This is a genomic window from Mesorhizobium sp. M0854, assembly GCF_040319815.1.
In the GTDB taxonomy this organism is placed as follows: domain Bacteria; phylum Pseudomonadota; class Alphaproteobacteria; order Rhizobiales; family Rhizobiaceae; genus Mesorhizobium.
Window position 1 is genome coordinate 1 of the sequence record NZ_JAMYOL010000053.1, and the last position, 16,670, is coordinate 16,670.

Annotated in this window: 9 protein-coding genes and 9 pseudogenes; 8 read left to right on the forward strand and 10 right to left on the reverse strand. The window is 57.9% G+C overall.

Annotated elements, in window-relative coordinates; translation table 11 throughout:
• On the reverse strand, positions 1–279 hold a 279-nt coding region (locus NKH99_RS31810), incomplete at its 3' end, for a transposase (protein ID WP_353017807.1).
• 49 nt (positions 280–328) lie between these two features.
• On the opposite strand from NKH99_RS31810, the pseudogene NKH99_RS31815 reads away from it, so the two are divergent.
• Positions 329–691 (forward strand): annotated as a pseudogene (locus NKH99_RS31815) (CocE/NonD family hydrolase C-terminal non-catalytic domain-containing protein).
• 585 nt (positions 692–1,276) lie between these two features.
• On the forward strand, positions 1,277–2,248 hold the full coding sequence (locus NKH99_RS31820) for an asparaginase (protein ID WP_353017809.1): 972 nt from the start codon (positions 1,277–1,279) through the stop codon (positions 2,246–2,248).
• Between the two features lie 378 nt (positions 2,249–2,626).
• On the opposite strand, the pseudogene NKH99_RS31825 reads toward NKH99_RS31820, so the two are convergent.
• Positions 2,627–2,922 (reverse strand): annotated as a pseudogene (locus NKH99_RS31825) (IS66 family transposase); the annotation flags it as partial.
• Positions 2,923–3,290: 368 nt separating this feature from the next.
• Between NKH99_RS31825 and NKH99_RS31830 the strand changes: the two are divergent.
• Positions 3,291–3,662 (forward strand): annotated as a pseudogene (locus tag NKH99_RS31830) (transposase); the annotation flags it as partial.
• Here the strand turns inward: NKH99_RS31830 and NKH99_RS31835 are convergent.
• The 3 genes and pseudogenes from NKH99_RS31835 to NKH99_RS32905 all read right to left on the reverse strand — a co-directional run.
• Positions 3,643–3,810 (reverse strand): annotated as a pseudogene (locus tag NKH99_RS31835) (IS66 family transposase); the annotation flags it as partial. The pseudogenes NKH99_RS31830 and NKH99_RS31835 overlap by 20 nt on opposite strands.
• A gap of 148 nt (positions 3,811–3,958) precedes the next feature.
• Positions 3,959–4,762 (reverse strand): IclR family transcriptional regulator, encoded by an 804-nt coding sequence (locus NKH99_RS31840; protein ID WP_353017811.1) that lies wholly within the window; start codon positions 4,760–4,762, stop codon positions 3,959–3,961.
• Positions 4,763–5,131: 369 nt separating this feature from the next.
• Complete coding sequence (locus tag NKH99_RS32905; protein WP_502900138.1) at positions 5,132–5,320, reverse strand: hypothetical protein; 189 nt, start codon at positions 5,318–5,320, stop codon at positions 5,132–5,134.
• On the opposite strand from NKH99_RS32905, the pseudogene NKH99_RS31845 reads away from it, so the two are divergent.
• Positions 5,295–6,218 (forward strand): annotated as a pseudogene (locus NKH99_RS31845) (IS1380 family transposase). The gene NKH99_RS32905 and the pseudogene NKH99_RS31845 overlap by 26 nt on opposite strands.
• A 490-nt stretch (positions 6,219–6,708) precedes the next feature.
• Here NKH99_RS31845 and NKH99_RS31850 read toward each other — a convergent pair.
• Positions 6,709–7,083 (reverse strand): annotated as a pseudogene (locus NKH99_RS31850) (transposase); the annotation flags it as partial.
• Between the two features lie 435 nt (positions 7,084–7,518).
• On the opposite strand from NKH99_RS31850, the gene NKH99_RS31855 reads away from it, so the two are divergent.
• On the forward strand, positions 7,519–8,664 hold the full coding sequence (locus NKH99_RS31855) for a sterol desaturase family protein (RefSeq protein ID WP_353017813.1): 1,146 nt from the start codon (positions 7,519–7,521) through the stop codon (positions 8,662–8,664).
• A 301-nt stretch (positions 8,665–8,965) separates the two neighbouring features.
• Positions 8,966–9,685, forward strand: a complete 720-nt coding sequence (locus NKH99_RS31860) for a PDR/VanB family oxidoreductase (protein ID WP_353017815.1) — start codon at positions 8,966–8,968, stop codon at positions 9,683–9,685.
• 195 nt (positions 9,686–9,880) lie between these two features.
• On the opposite strand, the gene NKH99_RS31865 is transcribed toward NKH99_RS31860, so the two are convergent.
• Positions 9,881–11,215, reverse strand: a complete 1,335-nt coding sequence (locus NKH99_RS31865) for an ISNCY family transposase (protein ID WP_353017816.1) — start codon at positions 11,213–11,215, stop codon at positions 9,881–9,883.
• A 207-nt stretch (positions 11,216–11,422) separates the two neighbouring features.
• On the opposite strand from NKH99_RS31865, the pseudogene NKH99_RS31870 reads away from it, so the two are divergent.
• Positions 11,423–11,746, forward strand: a pseudogene (locus tag NKH99_RS31870) (integrase core domain-containing protein); the annotation flags it as partial.
• Positions 11,747–11,803: 57 nt separating this feature from the next.
• Here the strand turns inward: NKH99_RS31870 and NKH99_RS31875 are convergent.
• The 3 genes and pseudogenes from NKH99_RS31875 to NKH99_RS31885 all read right to left on the reverse strand — a co-directional run bounded on the left by NKH99_RS31875 (position 11,804) and on the right by NKH99_RS31885 (position 14,150).
• Positions 11,804–13,026: pseudogene (locus NKH99_RS31875) on the reverse strand (ATP-grasp domain-containing protein).
• A 231-nt stretch (positions 13,027–13,257) separates the two neighbouring features.
• A pseudogene (locus tag NKH99_RS31880) lies at positions 13,258–13,451 on the reverse strand (transposase); the annotation flags it as partial.
• Between the two features lie 306 nt (positions 13,452–13,757).
• Complete coding sequence (locus tag NKH99_RS31885) at positions 13,758–14,150, reverse strand: transposase (RefSeq protein ID WP_353017818.1); 393 nt, start codon at positions 14,148–14,150, stop codon at positions 13,758–13,760.
• A gap of 462 nt (positions 14,151–14,612) precedes the next feature.
• Between NKH99_RS31885 and NKH99_RS31890 the strand changes: the two genes are divergently transcribed.
• Positions 14,613–16,418, forward strand: a complete 1,806-nt coding sequence (locus NKH99_RS31890; RefSeq protein WP_353017820.1) for a CocE/NonD family hydrolase — start codon at positions 14,613–14,615, stop codon at positions 16,416–16,418.
• Positions 16,419–16,670: the final 252 nt, after the last annotated feature.

The window sequence follows — 16,670 nt, forward strand, 5'->3', positions numbered from 1 at the left end:
GAACCAGCGGAACAGGAGGTCGTATTCCAACCGTTCCATCAAAAGCCGCTCCGAGCGGATCGAATAGAACGCCTGCAAAAGCATCGCCCGCAGCAGCTTCTCCGGCGGGATTGATGGCCGTCGGATCCGCGAATATAGCGCTGCGAACTCACGCTCCAGCGTCGACAGGGCTTCAGTCACGATCGTCCGGATCGCCCGCAATGGGTGATTGCGCCGAACCCGGACTTCAAGGTCCACGTAGCTGAAAAGTTCGCCAGTTCGATCGTCGCCGCCGCGCACTCGTCACCTCCGAATCCCTTCGGAGCCAGTGAATCATCGCTGCGGTCCGGTGGCGAGGGCCTTTTTCATCAGCCTGCTAGAGGTCTCGACCGAAGCTGAGATCGGCAACCTCTGCGGCAGGATCATTGATATACATCCAGATGGGACTGCTACTCGCGTAAGTATTGGATTGCTCAACCTAGCTCACCGCGAGTCGAATACAGAGCCCAAGGCCATGGTGAAAGGCCAGAAGACCAGGATTTGATTGACGATCGATGCGATGGGTTATCGTTTTCTCCCGGGACATCGCATACGCCTCTCGCTTTCGACGGCATATTGGCCAATGGTAATCCCGCCTCCTACGGACAAAGGTGCCGCGATCGATCTGTCGACCCTTGAGTTAGCTATCCCAAACTGGGTGATTATAAGCTAATTTCCGTCCCCGAACCAGCTGATCCGAACCCGTTGCCGGAGACACTAGAGATAGAACCAGGTGAGATTCGGCGGTTTTTTAAACGTGATGTGATGACAGGGGTAACGTCTTACCACCATCCATGAGGATTGGGGTCTCAATCTGTTCCCGGCAGACGATGGCCTTGCAAGAAGGCACGTACGCGACGAAGTGTGGTCGATTACCGAAAAAGGACCCACTTTCCGTGAAAGGAACCTCAACTATCAATGTCAAACTCCAGCGTGGCCTGGAGTATTCGGACTGTAACCGTCGCAACCCGCGCATGCACAGTTTATGATTGGATTCTCTCAGCCTCCGTCACGGGATTTGGAGACGATAGTCAGGTCTTCGAGAGGAGATTTGACAAGGTGATCCCACGCGATTTCACGTAGGCGAGTGAGCGGTATTCGATAGAACTTAAGTTTCCGGGGGGCGGGCCAAGCACACCGCCCCGTTGCCCCATTAACGAATTCGGCAGGCGTATATCGGCCATACTTCGTCTTTCTGCCGGTGGACTATGAGATGCCAAACATCCCTCCCAGCGTGAACTCCTAGAGGCAGAAGAGAATGAAATCTAGCCCCGCAAAAATCCTTGTTCTCGCAACGGGAGGCTCGATCGCGCAAACATCACCAACAGATCCGACTTTGCTTGGTGACGATTTAGTCGATGCAATCCCCGAGCTCCGGAATATGGCCTCCATATTGGTGGAGCAGATCGTTCAGATCTCAAGCTCCAATATCTCAGTCGAGGTCTGGCTAAAACTGGCATCGCGAATCAATAACGCCCTAGCGGAAGACGACATCCAAGGCGTGGTGGTTACGCATGGCACGGACACTTTGGAAGAAACAGCATACTTCCTTAATCTTGTCGTCGAGAGTGAAAAGCCGGTCGTTGTGGTTGGAGCCATGCGCCGACCGTATTCCTTGGGTGCTGACGGCTCAGCGAATCTTTCCAATGCTGTAGCCATCGCTTGTAATCCTAACGCGAAGGGCAAAGGCGTGCTCGTGACGCTGAATTCCGAAATTCATTCGGCGCGCGATGTGACAAAGACGACATCCAATTTGGACGCGTTTAAGGCGCCAGGTCTTGGCCCTCTTGGCTATGTTAGAGCTGGGAAGCCGCTTTTCTATCGTATGCCGACGCGCATGCACACATCAGCGAGTAAACTGCACTTCAGTAATAGCAGCTTGCCCCGCGTTGCGATCCTTTACAGCTACGCAGGTGTGACCCCGGATATATTCGAAGCAACGACTGCGTCTGGTTACGACGGCGTGGTTTGGGCCGGGACCGGCAACGGTAACCTCCCGAAGCCGCTCCGGGTGGCCGCTGGTGAAGCAGTGAAGCAGGGACTGGTATTTGTCCGTGCATCGCGCGTCAATTTCGTCGTTGTCGAGCGTAACGACGAAGTTGACGATGACACGCTCGGCTTCGTCACAGCTGACTCGCTCAATCCGCAGAAAGCCCGCATCCTGCTGATGTTGGCGTTGACCAAGACAACCGATCCAGCGAAGATCCAGGAGTTTTTTGACACCCACTAACTTTATAAGGGTTGCACGCACCGGGTGAGCAACAGGGTAGTGGTAGGTCCAACTGACGTCCCGGATACCGCTCGACATTGGGAAATTGGCGAGCCCGCTGTGTAACTCGATCAATCATCGGTGATTCCAAAGCAGTTCAAAGAATAAGACACCATCAGCAGATCTCGCCGATCGCACGCGGCAACCGCGAGCATTGGCGCACGACGCTCCCGCATATGAAAGGAAGAAAATATGTCGTCGGAGGAAGATGCGTACGCATCGACGGAGGCCGTATGATTGTTGCGCGCGCGAGGGCGCGGCGGGCTCTATGATGGCGTTGCGTGAAGGTGAGGCGGCTTGCAGATCGGCGGACTTGTCGGCGTCGCGCAGACGATGGCAATCCCAGGGCAGCAGGTCATGCAGACGCGAGCGGGAAGAACGCCGATGCGGGCGAGGACGTCAAGCTTTCGGGTCGACGCCGTTGAGGCGTGCGGTGGTAATGAGGTGAGCATGACGGCGGCGCGGTCGGCGCCCCACTCGGACCCGGCAAAGGTCCAGTTGCGCCTTCCCAGCGCAATGCCACGCAACGCTCTTTCGGCGGCGTTGTTGAGGCAAATCCTACCGTCGTCGACGAAGCGGGCGAAGTCGGCCGAGCGCCTGAGCATGTAGTTGATCGGTTCCAGGACCTCGGAAGAGAGTGCTCCGATACCATTCTCTGGACCGCCGGAAGGTAGAGTTTCCCGGCTTTCTCACGATGGCGGGCTGACGGCGCCATCGGGATTGAGCAACGAGATCGGCACCTTGTGCCCGATCGCCTCATGCGGACGTTCATCGTTGTACAAGACGGCGACAGAACGCCCACGGGATCGCGGAGCACGAGCTTTTTTTACCCGTGGCATCCTGGGCCGGGAGCCTGGCCCATATTCATGAGGTGCGAGAAGGCTGGTGGAGAGGTTTTCCGTTGCAGCCTCTCTTCCAGCCTGGATGTTTGATCGGGCGGCTAATACTACAGCTGCGGATCATTTGATTTTCTGATTCATTTCGACAGGTTATGGAGGGAACCATGTCTGTCGCTTCGTGGTCAGGGTCGTTGTTGGCTTGGGAGCAGGAGCTCACAGTGCTGAAGGCGCGGGTTGGGCGGGTGCTTCCTCGTCGTGAGTTGCGGTAGACGGGCGCAGATTTCCTTGACGGCCTTCTTTCCGGCATTGAGCGCAAGACAGGCTGGCTGATGGCTGAGCAGTCCGGAGCGGAGCGGCCCTATCGGATGCAGTCGCTGTTGGGGCGCAGCCACTGGGACGCTGATCGGCTCCGAGACGAGGTTCGCGATTATGTGGTGGAGGCGTTGGGCGATGAGGATGGCGTCCTGATCGTCGACGAGACGGGATTTGTGAAGAAGGGCGATCGTTCCGCCGGTGTCGCTCGTCAGCACTCCGGCCATTGATCGCGCGCTCGATCTCGAACAACACATCCAGGCGCCTGACCCGCTCCAGCGCGATCGGGGAGACCGGCTTGCCATTCTTGCCGCCCGGCATTTTTCGCGATGTCGGCAACTCGAAGAAGCCTCGTCGCGCATGGGTGAAGCAAACGCCGGCGTGATGGGCGTGCTGACTTTCATTGAGGCATGCGGCTTCTGGACGGCTGTGACGGGAAGTGTACCAATATAAGTTTGCACCCGGGTGAAGGAACTCACGACGTGCTTGCAGTCCAGGCTGTCAGTCTGCGGCCCTTACGCTATGCGTCAGTGACGTCTCCCTCTGTAAAGTCGCTGCTGGTCTGCAGGATGGTCTCGGATAGCAACTTTGCTGCTCGGACCAAAGGCTCACGGAAGCGCTCGAGGTCGTCAAAGCTGACGCGAGCAACTGGGACGGATACACCGAGACAAGCGATCAGCGTCCCGCCAGGTGCGAGAATAGGAACGGCGCATCCAACTACGCCTTTAACGGATTCTTCGTTGGTCCGCGCCCATCCTTCTCTGCGTGTTTGCTCTAGAACTGAGAGAAGGGCATCCGGATCAGTTATCGTCCTATCCGTATGCTGCTCCATATTCAAGGATCTAACTAGTTTCGCACGTGGCTTCGCCGGAAGCATGCTCATGTAAATCTTGCCAGTGGAAGTACAGTAAAGTGGAGCACTATGCCCTGGATCAAACTGCAGTCCCTGCGGGGCTTTAACTCGTACGCTGTCGACATAAACAACGACATTGTTTCGCACGACTCCTATTTCACATTGCTCGCCAATTTCCTCGGCGACATTCTGAAGAACTGCATGGCGTCGTGCTGTCCGAAAGGCTGAACCAATGGTTTTACCCGAAAGCACGACCAGGTTATTGCCGACAACGAATCGTTTCGCGCCCGCCGCGCGCTGGAGCAGTCCGCGGGACTCAAGGTTGCTAATCAATCTGTGGGCTGTCGGCAATGGCAGATCAAGATTCTTGGCAATCTCCGCCACAGTAACTGCCTTGAGTTGAGTAGCTACAAAATCAAGGATTGCAAATGCTCGGTCCAATGGACCATCTGGATTGGGGTTTTGCTTCATTGAAAATCCGGGGATTAGAGTGATGGTTCGAAATATGAGAGTGGGAATTCCGAAATTTGATCATAACAACGAACATCTGCTTTTGTGAATGTCAGGCGCCAACCAAAATCGCAGCCCCTGCGGAGCATCATTTCACGGGTCAATGATTTCCTGGTAGTTTGCTGTCATTATTGCGATATGTTCGGGTTCCCGACGACAAGACGAAGCCCGTGTGGAGTATGTGAACGATGCTAGCCCAGAAAATTCACGGGGGTTGGCGGATGTGGAGCAAACCATTGAAATGACGTAGGATTTGGTTGCTAAGGCCGATCCGAATCATTTCCGAGACCACACCCGCGAAATGATCCTACGCTGCCGCTGACCGGTTTGTCATCCGTTCGCGGCAAGTCCATCGTCGCGCGTTTCGACGGCGGCATGCTGTCGACCAACAGTGGGGTTCTCGCTCTGGCCGAGGTGGAAAAGCGGCTGGGTAGCTGACCGTCTGGCGCGTTGCATCGATGATCCGCGCTGCCCGGACCAGGTCGTCCACAGCCTGGCCGACATGATCGGCTTTCGCATGAAGATGATTGCCGCCGGCTACGAGGGTGGCAATGACGCCAATCGGCTGCGCTGCGATCCGGTCTTCAAGATGGCCCAGGATGCGCTGCCTTCGGGTCGGGATCTGGCCGCGCAATCGACGATGTGCCGGCTGGAGAACCTGCCCGGCGTGCGCGAGCTGGTCGTTATGGGCGGGCGGTGGTCGACCTCTACTGCGCCTCCTTCCGGCAGGTGCCGAAGCGGATCGTGCTCGACATTGACGACACCTTTGACGCCGTGCACGGCGGCCAGCAATTGCGGCTGTTCAATGCCCACTACGACGAATACGGCTTCCAGCCGATCGTGGTGTTCGATGGCGCGGGACGGTTCGTCAGCGCGATCCTGCGACCGGCCAAGTGGGGCTGAGATCCGCGCTCACCTGCGCCGCCTGGTGCGGGCGATCCGGAGCAACTGGCCGAACATCCGGATCCTGATCCGGGCCGACGGTCACTATTGCAGCCCGCAGATCATCGACTGGTGCCGCGCCAACGATGTCGACTTCATCCTCGGCGTACCGCCCACCACGACCCTGCGCAAGCATGTCGCGGACCTGGAAGCCCGCACGACGGCGCGCTTTGAAGCGTCACCGAAGACGAACAAGGTCCGCAGGTTCAAGGAGTTCCTGGATGGGGCCGCCAGCTGGAGCCGCGTCGAGCGCATCATAGCGCGGGTCGAGGTCGGCGCCCAAGGTGCTGACACCCGCTTCATCGTCACCAACCTCGCCGGTGGAAAGGCCAAGGCGCTCCACCAGGATGTCTACTGCCGGCGCGGAGCGGCCGAGAACCACATCAAGTCCTGGAAGACGCATCTCGCCGCCGACCGAACGTCCTGCACAAGAGCGACGGCCAACCAGTTCCGGCTTCTCTATTCGGCGTGTTGAGGTCAAGCGCTTTTCGAGCTCTCCGACTCGCCGGCATTTGATGTCTTTCGCGGGGTCTCGCTTCTCTACGGGATCGGCGCTCTGGCCCTCCCTCCATGGGATTCAGAAGAACGAGGTGGAACAATCTGTTACCGCGTCCTGATGCCCAGTGCGATCGGTACTTCCGGAACTACGAACTCACCTCATCCTCGTCCCGCGAAGGACGGCTTTCCAGCGGTAGGTGGAACTGTGTCGCCCTTCTATCGGGGGCGATGATTTTCACATTTGATCCTCTGGTTCATTCCCTATGTATCTCCTTGTTCGGCCGATAGGGCGACCTCTCCTCGTCCCGACCTGCTTCGACACTGGCCGCCGCGCGCAATGATCGTCAAGGGTGGGGCCGCAGGGGCCATCGCGCAGCGACTTGCCCTTGACGGGCACGAGCACGGCGGCATGCTGGACGCTGGTCGGGACGAGGAGAGCCGGCGACCGGCATGATTTCCGTCCTGGTCCAGCGGAACTGCGTGCCGTCGCGCCAGATCCGGTGCATGATCACCGCCAACCGACGGGCGAGCGCGACAACGGCCTTCTGCTTGCCGCGCCGCTTGGCGACTTTCATCGCCCAAGCCTTCAGCCAGGACCATTTCGTCACCCGCGTCAGCAGGGTCTGCGCGGCCTCGTAGAGCAGCGTTCGCATCATGCGGTCCCCGCACAGCGAGATCCGACCGATGCGGCGGCTTTCGCCCGACTCGTTGAGCACCGGCGTCAAGCCTAAAATCGGCCCGATCGCTTTCGAATTGCGGAAGCGGGCCGGCACGTCGATGGTCGCGGTGTAGGCCAGCGCCACGACCGGGCCGACACCGGGAATCGACATCAGTCGGCGGCAATTCTCGTCATCCCGGACGATCGTCAAAATCTTGCGGTGCAGGGCGGCAAAATTCTGGCGCAGCTTGGCGCGCGTCTCGAGCAGCGGTTCGATGATCTCGACCAGATCGGGCATGCCGTCGGTGAGCTCGCGGATACGCGCCGCGAAGCCGGCTGCGCCGTCGTCTGGGGGTGTAGGTGGGTTTAATAGGATCGGTGTTTTTCCGGTAGATCGGTAGCTGAAGGCCAACCTCAAGGTCGCCACCGATCACCGACAATATGATGAACCAGCGTTCACTCGATGAGAGGAGCGCGGATGCAGATCTGCCGCCGAGAAGCTGATGGCGCTGAAGTTGGCGGAACGACAGGGACAGATTAGGTCGAGAAGAACGCGCTCTGGCAATTCCAAGAATTTTCTCATATATCGGAATAAAAGTTCTAATAATATAAGGATACATTGGACAGGTTTGCGCCTGTGTGCGACCGTTCCTTTGCTTCAGATACCGAACGCCATCAGCGCGGGCGGCGTCTTTTGGGAGAGCAATTTGAGTGGAAAGACATGTCAAACCGAGAAGACAGTTATCCCGGAAAGGCAACGGTCATGGATCGCAATCCTTCCAAAGTACCCATCGACGACGCGCCGATGAGCGCGGAATGGAATTGGCATCCCAATTTGCCGATTCCGAATTCACCGTTGTTCGAATGGCCCTTGCGGCCCAGCGCGATATTCAGGTGGTTTGCTAAATCCTGGCTCGAACTGTCGATGACAATGGTCACCCTAGGCACCGCCGTTCTCACCGCCAACTACCTTCAACCCGCTCTCGAGCGATGCGCCACTTTCGAGTTCGGATGGATCGCCCAGATCTATCTGCGCAACTTTGCGCTGATCACGATCATCGCCGGCGGACTGCACCTTTATCTTCACACCTACAAGCTGCAGGGCAAGAAGCGCAAATTCATCGCGCAGGAATTTGCCAAGAACAAGAAGATGTTCACGTTGAGCAACCAGGTCTGGGACAATATGTTCTGGTCGCTTGCGAGCGGTGTCACGACCTGGACCGCCTACGAGGTTCTGTATTTCTGGGCGCTCAGCAATGGCTACATACCGCAGCTGAATTTTTCCCAAAACCCGATTCTGGGTGTAGCTCTTTTCCTGCTGACCCCGTTCTGGCTTTCATTCCACTTCTATTGGGCCCATCGCTTTCTGCATTGGGGACCGCTCTATAAGCGTGTTCATTCGCTCCATCACCGCAATATCGCGACCGGACCGTGGTCGGGGTTCTCCATGCATCCCATAGAGCATGTCCTGTACCTGTCCTCGTGTCTCATTCACGTGGTGGTGCCGTCCAACCCAATTCTGATGCTGTTCCACATGCATTTACAGGTATTGAATCCGCTCGCCTCACATTCGGGCTTCGAAGAGCTTCTCGCTCACGACAAAAAGCAGCTGGCGCTAGGAAGTTTTTACCATCAACTCCATCATCGTTTTTTCGAATGTAATTACGGCTCAGCGGACGTTCCGTGGGACAAGTGGTTTGGCTCGTTCCATGACGGTACTGCCGAGGCCACCGAGCAAATGCGCAAACGGCTCAGTGGTAAGTGAGCATTTTGAGATGAGTATTTGGTCACGCGCGTTCGGCGGCGCTCGAAAAACCGCCCCCCAACCCCCCACACTTAACGTTCGCGTCGCTGCCGTACGCGAAGAAGCACTTAATGTACGCTCGTTCGTGCTCAGTCCGACGAGTGGGTCGACGTTGCCACCCTGCGCTCCAGGTTCTCATGTCGAAGTTCACATGAAACCTGGTCTGTCGCGGACGTACTCCATATTCAGCGATCCCCACGACGCTTCCAATTACCGAATTGCGGTGAAGCTCGAAGGGTCCTCTCGCGGTGGCTCTCGGTTCATGCATGAAACGTTGTCGGCAGGCGACCGGCTGGAAATAGGCCAGCCGCGCAACAACTTCCCCCTGATCGAAGCGGCGGCGCATACCCTTCTCATAGCGGGAGGGATCGGAATCACACCGATCTTATCAATGGCCGACCGCCTCGCACAGACAGGAAGAAGTTTTGAGCTCCATTACTTTGCTCGGTCGGCCGAACAGGCGCCGTTTCGCCATGAACTGTCCAAAGCAACCTATTCCCGTCAGGTACATTTCCGTTTTGGGCTGAAGCGGGCCGCTATAAAGGATCGCTTCGTCCAACTGCTCGCGGCCCCGCCTGCCGATGGCCATCTCTATCTATGCGGGCCGGAGGGGTTTATGGACTTGGCCCAGACGACAGCAAAGGCGAGTTGGCAGGCCTCGGATGTCCATATAGAACGTTTCTCCGCCGATCCGGTGGCATCGGCTGGCCCACAATCGAGCTTTGAGGTTCGCTTGGCCCGCTCGGGGGGAAGCTTCTTTATACCCGCCGACCTGACTATTCTCGAAGTGCTCGAGAAGCAGGGCGTCAAAATACCTTCTTCATGCCGTCAGGGTGTTTGCGGTTCCTGCGCGACGGGTGTTCTACAGGGCGAACCCGATCATCGCGACGTGTTTCTCTCAGCCCGAGAAAAGGCGGCCAATGACCAGATCTGTCCCTGCGTCTCACGGGCCAAGACAAGCTTTCTCGTTCTTGATGCCTAAACTAGTGCCCATCCATAAACAGCTGTTTTTCCGAGCGTTCAAGGGTCGTTTGGACGCCGAACCCATGCTGCTTTGCGCCGCGTGATGGCACGAGGATGCAGTCGGCGAGCGAGAATGTTTGCAGCGGTCATGCGAGCATAGCGTATCGGCCGGGGCGCGCCAGCGTGCCACCGAGCGCGGGTCTGATGAATGGCGTCAGGTCGGCCTGAGGCGGGCGAAGAGGGCGAGATTGTAAGCGACCGCCGAGGACCAGACATAGGTCTTGAAGTGGTCGAGCCCGCGCCAGGTGCAGCGCCCCAGGCCGTAGGCCCGCTTCAGGCAGGAGATGCCGGCCTCGATGCCGGCACGGAAGTTGCGGAGCTTGCGATAGACCCAGCGGCTTTTGACCATGTCTTCGATCCTGAGGCCGACTTTCTTGTGGAAGGCCATGTCGCGCACGCCCCTGGTCTTGGCTCGGCGCAGATTTTCGCGGCTGGCATAGCCGCCGTCGGCCGTCGCTTGCCGTGGCGCTTCACCATAGAAAGCGATGTGGCGCTCCAGCATTGGCAACAGCCGCTCGCTATCAGCCGGGTTGCCGGCTTCGATGACGAGATCGAGGATGAGGCCGCTCCTGCCAGTGGTCAGGTTGAGTTTGTGGCCGTATTCGACGTCGCGGCTGCCCTTGACGATGATGTCGGCATGCGGCTCGAACAGGCTGACCAGCTTCTCGCCGGCCGGCACCACCTCCCCATTCAGAACCCGTCGTTCGGTCTGGGCGATGATCTGCTCGATCAGCGGCTGGTAATAGCGGACCTGGGCCTGCCAAAGTTCGACGGCAAGCTCCGCTGCCGGGGTCAGCCGCTCAGCCGCCTGTCGTAGATAGCCCAAGGTCGTGCACGTGATCTTGAGCAGTTCGCGGTAAAGCTGAACCCGTTTGGGGCGGCCGCGGTTATACTTTATCGCCCGGGCCCGCTTTTTCGCCGCGTGGCAGTGATCGTGCCATAGGGTGGCGCTGCCCAAGAGATCGGCCTCCTGCAGAAGCCGAACCATCACCCTGACGGCGTCCCATAACAGACTGCTGTCGCTCGGCTCGTGGATCAGTGCGGCGGTGACGGTGCTGTCCACACGCACAACCTTGCCGCTTTCCAGCTTGTCCTGCCGGGCGCTCGCCAGCAGTGCTCGATTAATCTCCTCCCAGGTTTGCGCCCGGATGGCGCTGATCGTCTTGTGCAGCACCGACTTCTTCGGGCTCCGGCCCCAAGGCAGCCGGGCAAACGCCCGAAACGAGGCGGAGTCTTCCAGATGGAACGCCAGCTCTTCATAGCTCAACTGGCGGTATTGTTTGAGCAGCGCGCAGCCCAGCACCGCCTCCGCCGGCAGGCCGCGCCGGCCGGTTTCCTTGACCCCGTGCCGGCGCAGGTCGCCAGCCACCAGTCCGAGCAGATCACGATGCTCGTCCAGCCAACCCGACTTGGCTTTCAATTCGCGACCGATCTCGTGTTCGGCAAACAGATCGAATATACTCGCCTGGAGGGTGCGTTCTTGGCGCATTGTCGGCTCCGGCGGTTGCGGGTTTCCCTTTAGAATCAGTTGCTTGATCTAAAGTGTACCTGAAAGCGCCGGGCTTTGTTCGCGGGAAAAACGCAATTTCTACAACAAATTCAGCAGCTTGCCGTTTATGGATGGGCACTAAACTAAAGCGTGTCGCGATTAATTGGCCTCATATCCGGCAGCTTTGAAGAAGTAGGATCATCAGGTGAATGGCACTTCATCGCGCCGGGCAAGCCGATGCAGAACGGCTTGTGCGAAAGCTTCAACGGGCGGATGCGGGACGAGTTGCTGAACGAAACCCTGTTCTTCGGCCTCGACCATGCCCGAACAACCATCGCCGAATGGGCAGACGACTACAACCGATCGCGCCCACATTCGGCGCTCGGACACATCATGCCTGCGGCCTATGCCGCCAATCTCACCGCAACGGACGATCGGCTGCGCAACCCCGACCAGCTCCGCCGATCACCCGTTGCTCAACCCGCGCCATACGGCGTAAAACCCGCCGAAGCTCTAACTGCAGCCGGATGAAAATTCCGTGGCAGGTCACCGTGCACCAGCGTCGGGAGACTAGGGGGCGCAGATTTCCTATTTCTCGTCAGTCGGAAACGGTGTGATGGACCAAGTGATTAAGTCAACCGCATCCTGAAGTATCGCATCGGTTCGAGCACGGCTGGGCGAGGCGGCGATGACATATCCGATCGAATCTCGCTCGTCGCCGTTTCTGACGATGGGCGTCTTCGATCCAACATACAATTTGACCTAGGCGACACCTTCTATAGCCGCCGCCTGACTGTCATCTCCGATCCAATCCAGCGTGCCATCGCGATCAGCAACCAGAACCCGCGCGGCCGCAGTATGCGACTGCCTTCTGCACAAATCCGATTCCTCGCCGATGACAATCTTGATGTCCTCGGCGACGAGATCGACGCCATAAGCCAACTTGACCATTTGAGGATCTGGCGTGCCAGAAAGACGCGGATTGACTTCAATGACGACCGGGCCACGCTTGGTCCACCGGAGTTCAATGTTCGTTGGTCCCCAGCCAAGGCCGAGAGCTTTCAAACAGTTTAGTGAAACGTCTGCGACACGTTCATGCTCCCCCTCGGTCAGCGGGGCCGGAAAGGTCAACTTATGATAGACGAAATGCGGTGCGGGCCCAAACTCGGCGGTCACAATTCCAATGACCTCGTTTCCCATTATCTCAGCGAGGTAATGGACGCCTTGTGCGAATTCTTCGACCAGTATCCTCGGTGAGGACCGCCACACGTGCTTCCCGCCCAACAGATAGATTGTATGCTCGACTAACTCATCGGCGTTGCGGCATAATCGGACACCGATGCTGCTGATGCCCGTGGCTGGCTGAACGACCACCGCAGGCCAATCTCCGCAGCAGAACTTTCCATGTCCATCGCACTCGCTGTCAAGCGATACGCAGGTATTGGAACGCCGGCGTCGGCGAGGAGCTGACGCTGAGCGAATTTGGCGCAGCATCGTTCAATCGGTGCGGGGTTCGGGCCGGTAGACCGAAATGCCGGCAGAGCTTGCCAACTGTCGCATAGGCCTCCTCCCTAAAGGACGTAATGCCGGCAATGTCATAGGTTGCATGCAGCCGGGAACATTCGTGGATCAGCGCATCGAGATTATCTGTATCGATATGGATTGCCCCGGTTCCTTTCACAAGACGGTCGTAAGAAGCTCGATCAGCCGAGAGGACAACTGGATGAAGACCAAGATTCTGGGCCGCTTGGATGTATAGCAGACCGACATCGGTTACTGCCCCCGAGCAGGATGAGCGCTCTTTTTGCCATGGCTTTTGACTCCTAGGTTAGGATGCGGTGTGCAAGGCATCAGCGCTTTGTCATGCCTGATTTCAGACCTCGGGGGGAATGTTAAGTAAGAGTTAAACAAGTCATCGCTGTTCCGTTTCGTATGACGTGCATCATCTCAGAATCGCTTTACGTCGTTGCGACACTCGCAAATGACTTGAGAGTCCATTTTGAAATTCACGGATGAGCGTTTCGGCGGATGAGATTGCCGCTCACCCAGGGCCAGCGCTTGGGATTACCACCCAGGATCGCCTGAGCGCCGGCACTGTCGGAGATATCGGTGGTGGTGAGATTGACCATCAACAGCCGCCATCCGTATCGACGGCAATGTGTCGCTTTCGGCCGACAATCTTCTTGCCGGCGTCGTAACCCTTTGTTTCGGCGTGCGGAGCCTTCACCGACTGGCTTCTCTATTCGGCGGTTTGAAGTCAAGCGCCTCCTAGTTCTTTTTCGCTTTGCCGGCATTGGACGTCTTTCGCGGGGCCTTGCTTCTCTCCGGGATCGGCGCTCTGGCCCTGCCCTCTATGGGGATTCAGAAGAATGGTGGAACAATCTGTCGAGCGCCTTGATTGCCGATGATGGCCAATCGAGCCAAGCCAGTCGACGAACTCACCTCCTCCTCGTCCCGCGAAGGACAGCTTTCCACCGGTGGGTGGAACTCGTGTCGTCCCCGTCTATCGGACGTCTATCCGGGGGCGATGTTTATCAATTGTTCAGCCGGCGACCGGCGTGATTTCCGTCCTAGTCCAGCGGAACTGTGTGCCGTCGCTCCAGATGCGATGCATGATCACTGCCAGCCGGCGGGCGAGCGCAACGATGGCTTTCTGCTGGCCGCGCCGCTTGGCGACGTCCATCGCCCAGGCCTTCAGCCCGGACCATTTCGTCACCCGCGTCAGCAGGATCCGCGCGGCCTCATAGAGCAACGGTCGCATCATGCCGTCGCCGCATAACGAGATCCCGCCCACCCGGCGGCTTTCGCCCGATTCAGGAGCGCCGGCGTCAGGCCCAAATTCGGACCGACCGCCTTGGAGTTGCGGAAGCGGGCGGGGATCGATCGTCGCGGTGTAGGCCAGCGACACGACGGGGCCGACACCGGGCATCGACATCAGCCGGCGCAAGATCATCCCGGACGACCGCCAGAAGCTTGCGGTGCAGGGCGGCAGGAGAGCGAAGCGTCACAACCCCCGAGGAACTGTGAGCTCCATCGCCGTCGGGATCGAAATCCGACCATACGGCAAACAGGATTGATTATCATCTTTCGGAACAAAAATTGCTGCATCATAAGAACATGGTGGACACACCGGTGCCCTCGTGCCAATTCTCTGCGACAAGAGTAAACATGCTACCAGCGCGTACGACGTCGTGCGCGCCCTTCTAGTCTCCACTGTAGCCTTGGGGCTGGGTCAATACGTGCGCCTGCTTGAATGTGGAATCTGAGTGGGTGCCTTGATTGCCAGCGGATAGCCGGTCTGCGCGCGTCGTCACCGGCAGCGTGCGGTCCGCGCAGGCGGAAGCCGCGGAGCTAACGCTTCCAAATGAGTCAACCAAATAGTTTGAGGGAGGATACGATGACAGAACAGTTTTGCTCCAGCGCCAGCCAGGCGGCGAATTTCTCTGAAGTCGACGTCGTGCGTGAGATATCTTATGTGACGATGAAGGACGGAACGCGCATCGCGTACATCTCTTATCGCCCGAAATCCGGCCGTTATCCGACTGTTTTTGAGTACACTGGCTATACAGCAAGTGCGGCTCGTTTCGAAGTTGTGAAGCCATTTCTCGATGCCGGCTACGCTTTCGTCGGCGCCAACGCCGCCGGGACAGGTTGCTCAACAGGCATGGCTCAATTCATGTCCCGCATCGAAGGCGTTCACGGGGCGGAAGTCGTCGAGTGGATCGCCAAACAGCCTTGGAGCGACGGCAATATAGGGATGGTGGGCTATTCGTATGGGGGAACAACTCAAATGTGGGTCGCGGCAGAGCAGCCGCCCCATCTAAGGGCCATCGTGCCGTCAGGCCTTCAGAATGGCTACGATACTATGGCCTATTTGGGCGGCATGCTACAGCCCAGCATACTTCAGTGGGCATTTAGCAACGAGGCCGTGCAGGGGGAGGGCGCGGAATGGCGCATCAGCCAAGGCGATACGGAATGTGCCAAGTACCGCAGCAGCGATAGGTTCGTCGATTGGGATCCATCATTCGTTGATTTGGTACGACAGCATCCGCTCAAGGACGAGTGGTGGGATACAATATCTCCCTCCCGAGCCGAGGTCGCAGGTAAGATCACTGTGCCGACGATGATCGTCGCCGCGTTCCAAGATGAGTGGGGCGCCGCTACTAAGGAAAGTGCCCGAGTTTTCACGCGATATATGCCCGACGTGAGGAACAAGAAGCTCGTGCTGTTGAACGGAGCCCACGCGAGCGGATCAGCACACAGGGGTTATGCCCCGATCGTCGCGGAGCATATCCGGTTCCTGGATCGTTGGGTCAAGGGAATCAAGAACGGGATAGACAATGAACCGCCGGTAAAGGTGTTTTGGGAGGTAAGGGAGCCCGAGGGAGACCCCAAGAAAGCAGTTGTCGGTTGGACTACGACGCATGAGACTTGGCCCGAACCTTCAGTGGAGCGTCGGCCCTTCTATCTCACCGCGGACGCCAAGCTCTCACTCGAACAGCCCGGGCCCAGCCCCGACGAAGGCTCTCGCGCGTATCTTTACCCGATAGGAACCGAGCAATTCGGCGACAACAAGCAATTCACAGTACCATCCAGCACAGGAACGTTCCAATCGACTTTGAGCTCGCTCTGGCGCAGGGGCGTCCTGAATTATCGAACGGCCCCATTTGCATTAGACATGACGTTGCTTGGGACGCCAGAAGTAACGCTATTTCTCAGCATCGACCAGGGCAACGATGCTGACCTCGAGTTGACATTGAAAGATGTCGACCCGGATGGCAACGTGCTTTTCCTTCAAGCAGGCCTGCAGCGCGCGTCATTTCGCGAAATTGACGAGGCGCTCACCAATGTTGAGGAAATTGTCCCAAAGTTTCTCAAAAGCGAGAAGCTCGAACCGGGCAAAATCTACGAGATACGAATGTCATTGCTGGGAGCGATTGCACACGTCGTTCGGAAGGGACATAGCCTCGAACTCACTATCGGTGCGCCAGGCCTGGTTCCCGACCGGGTGATCGGAAGTCTGCCGGTTGGCGTTCCCTCGATCAACCGCATTTATTCTTCAAAGGCATACCCTTCGAAAATCCTTTTTCCAATCCTACCCGGAGCTGTTGCCCAAGCGTCGGCGCCCGAATATGGCACGCTGCCCAATCAGCCTTGCCGAAAAGAAGCCGGATTCGTGCCCGGCGGATTGCTGATCAAATAACGTCGCAGTTCGCGGTAGGACGCTGATAGCGGGAGGGCCTAGGACGGCGGCGTGCTTGGCGACCTCGCTGTCCAACCGAGCGATCTGCTCGTCCAGCATCTAGCCCGTCCTATTCACGAGCAGGTTAGTGCCCTTGTCGCTGAGCGTTCGGTCATGAAGGTGTGATACCAAACCTCATTGATGCTGACTCTCGGCATACTGGGATACCCAAAAGCCGGCGAATCTGAATCGATGGCGCAAACAGGAGGTTTG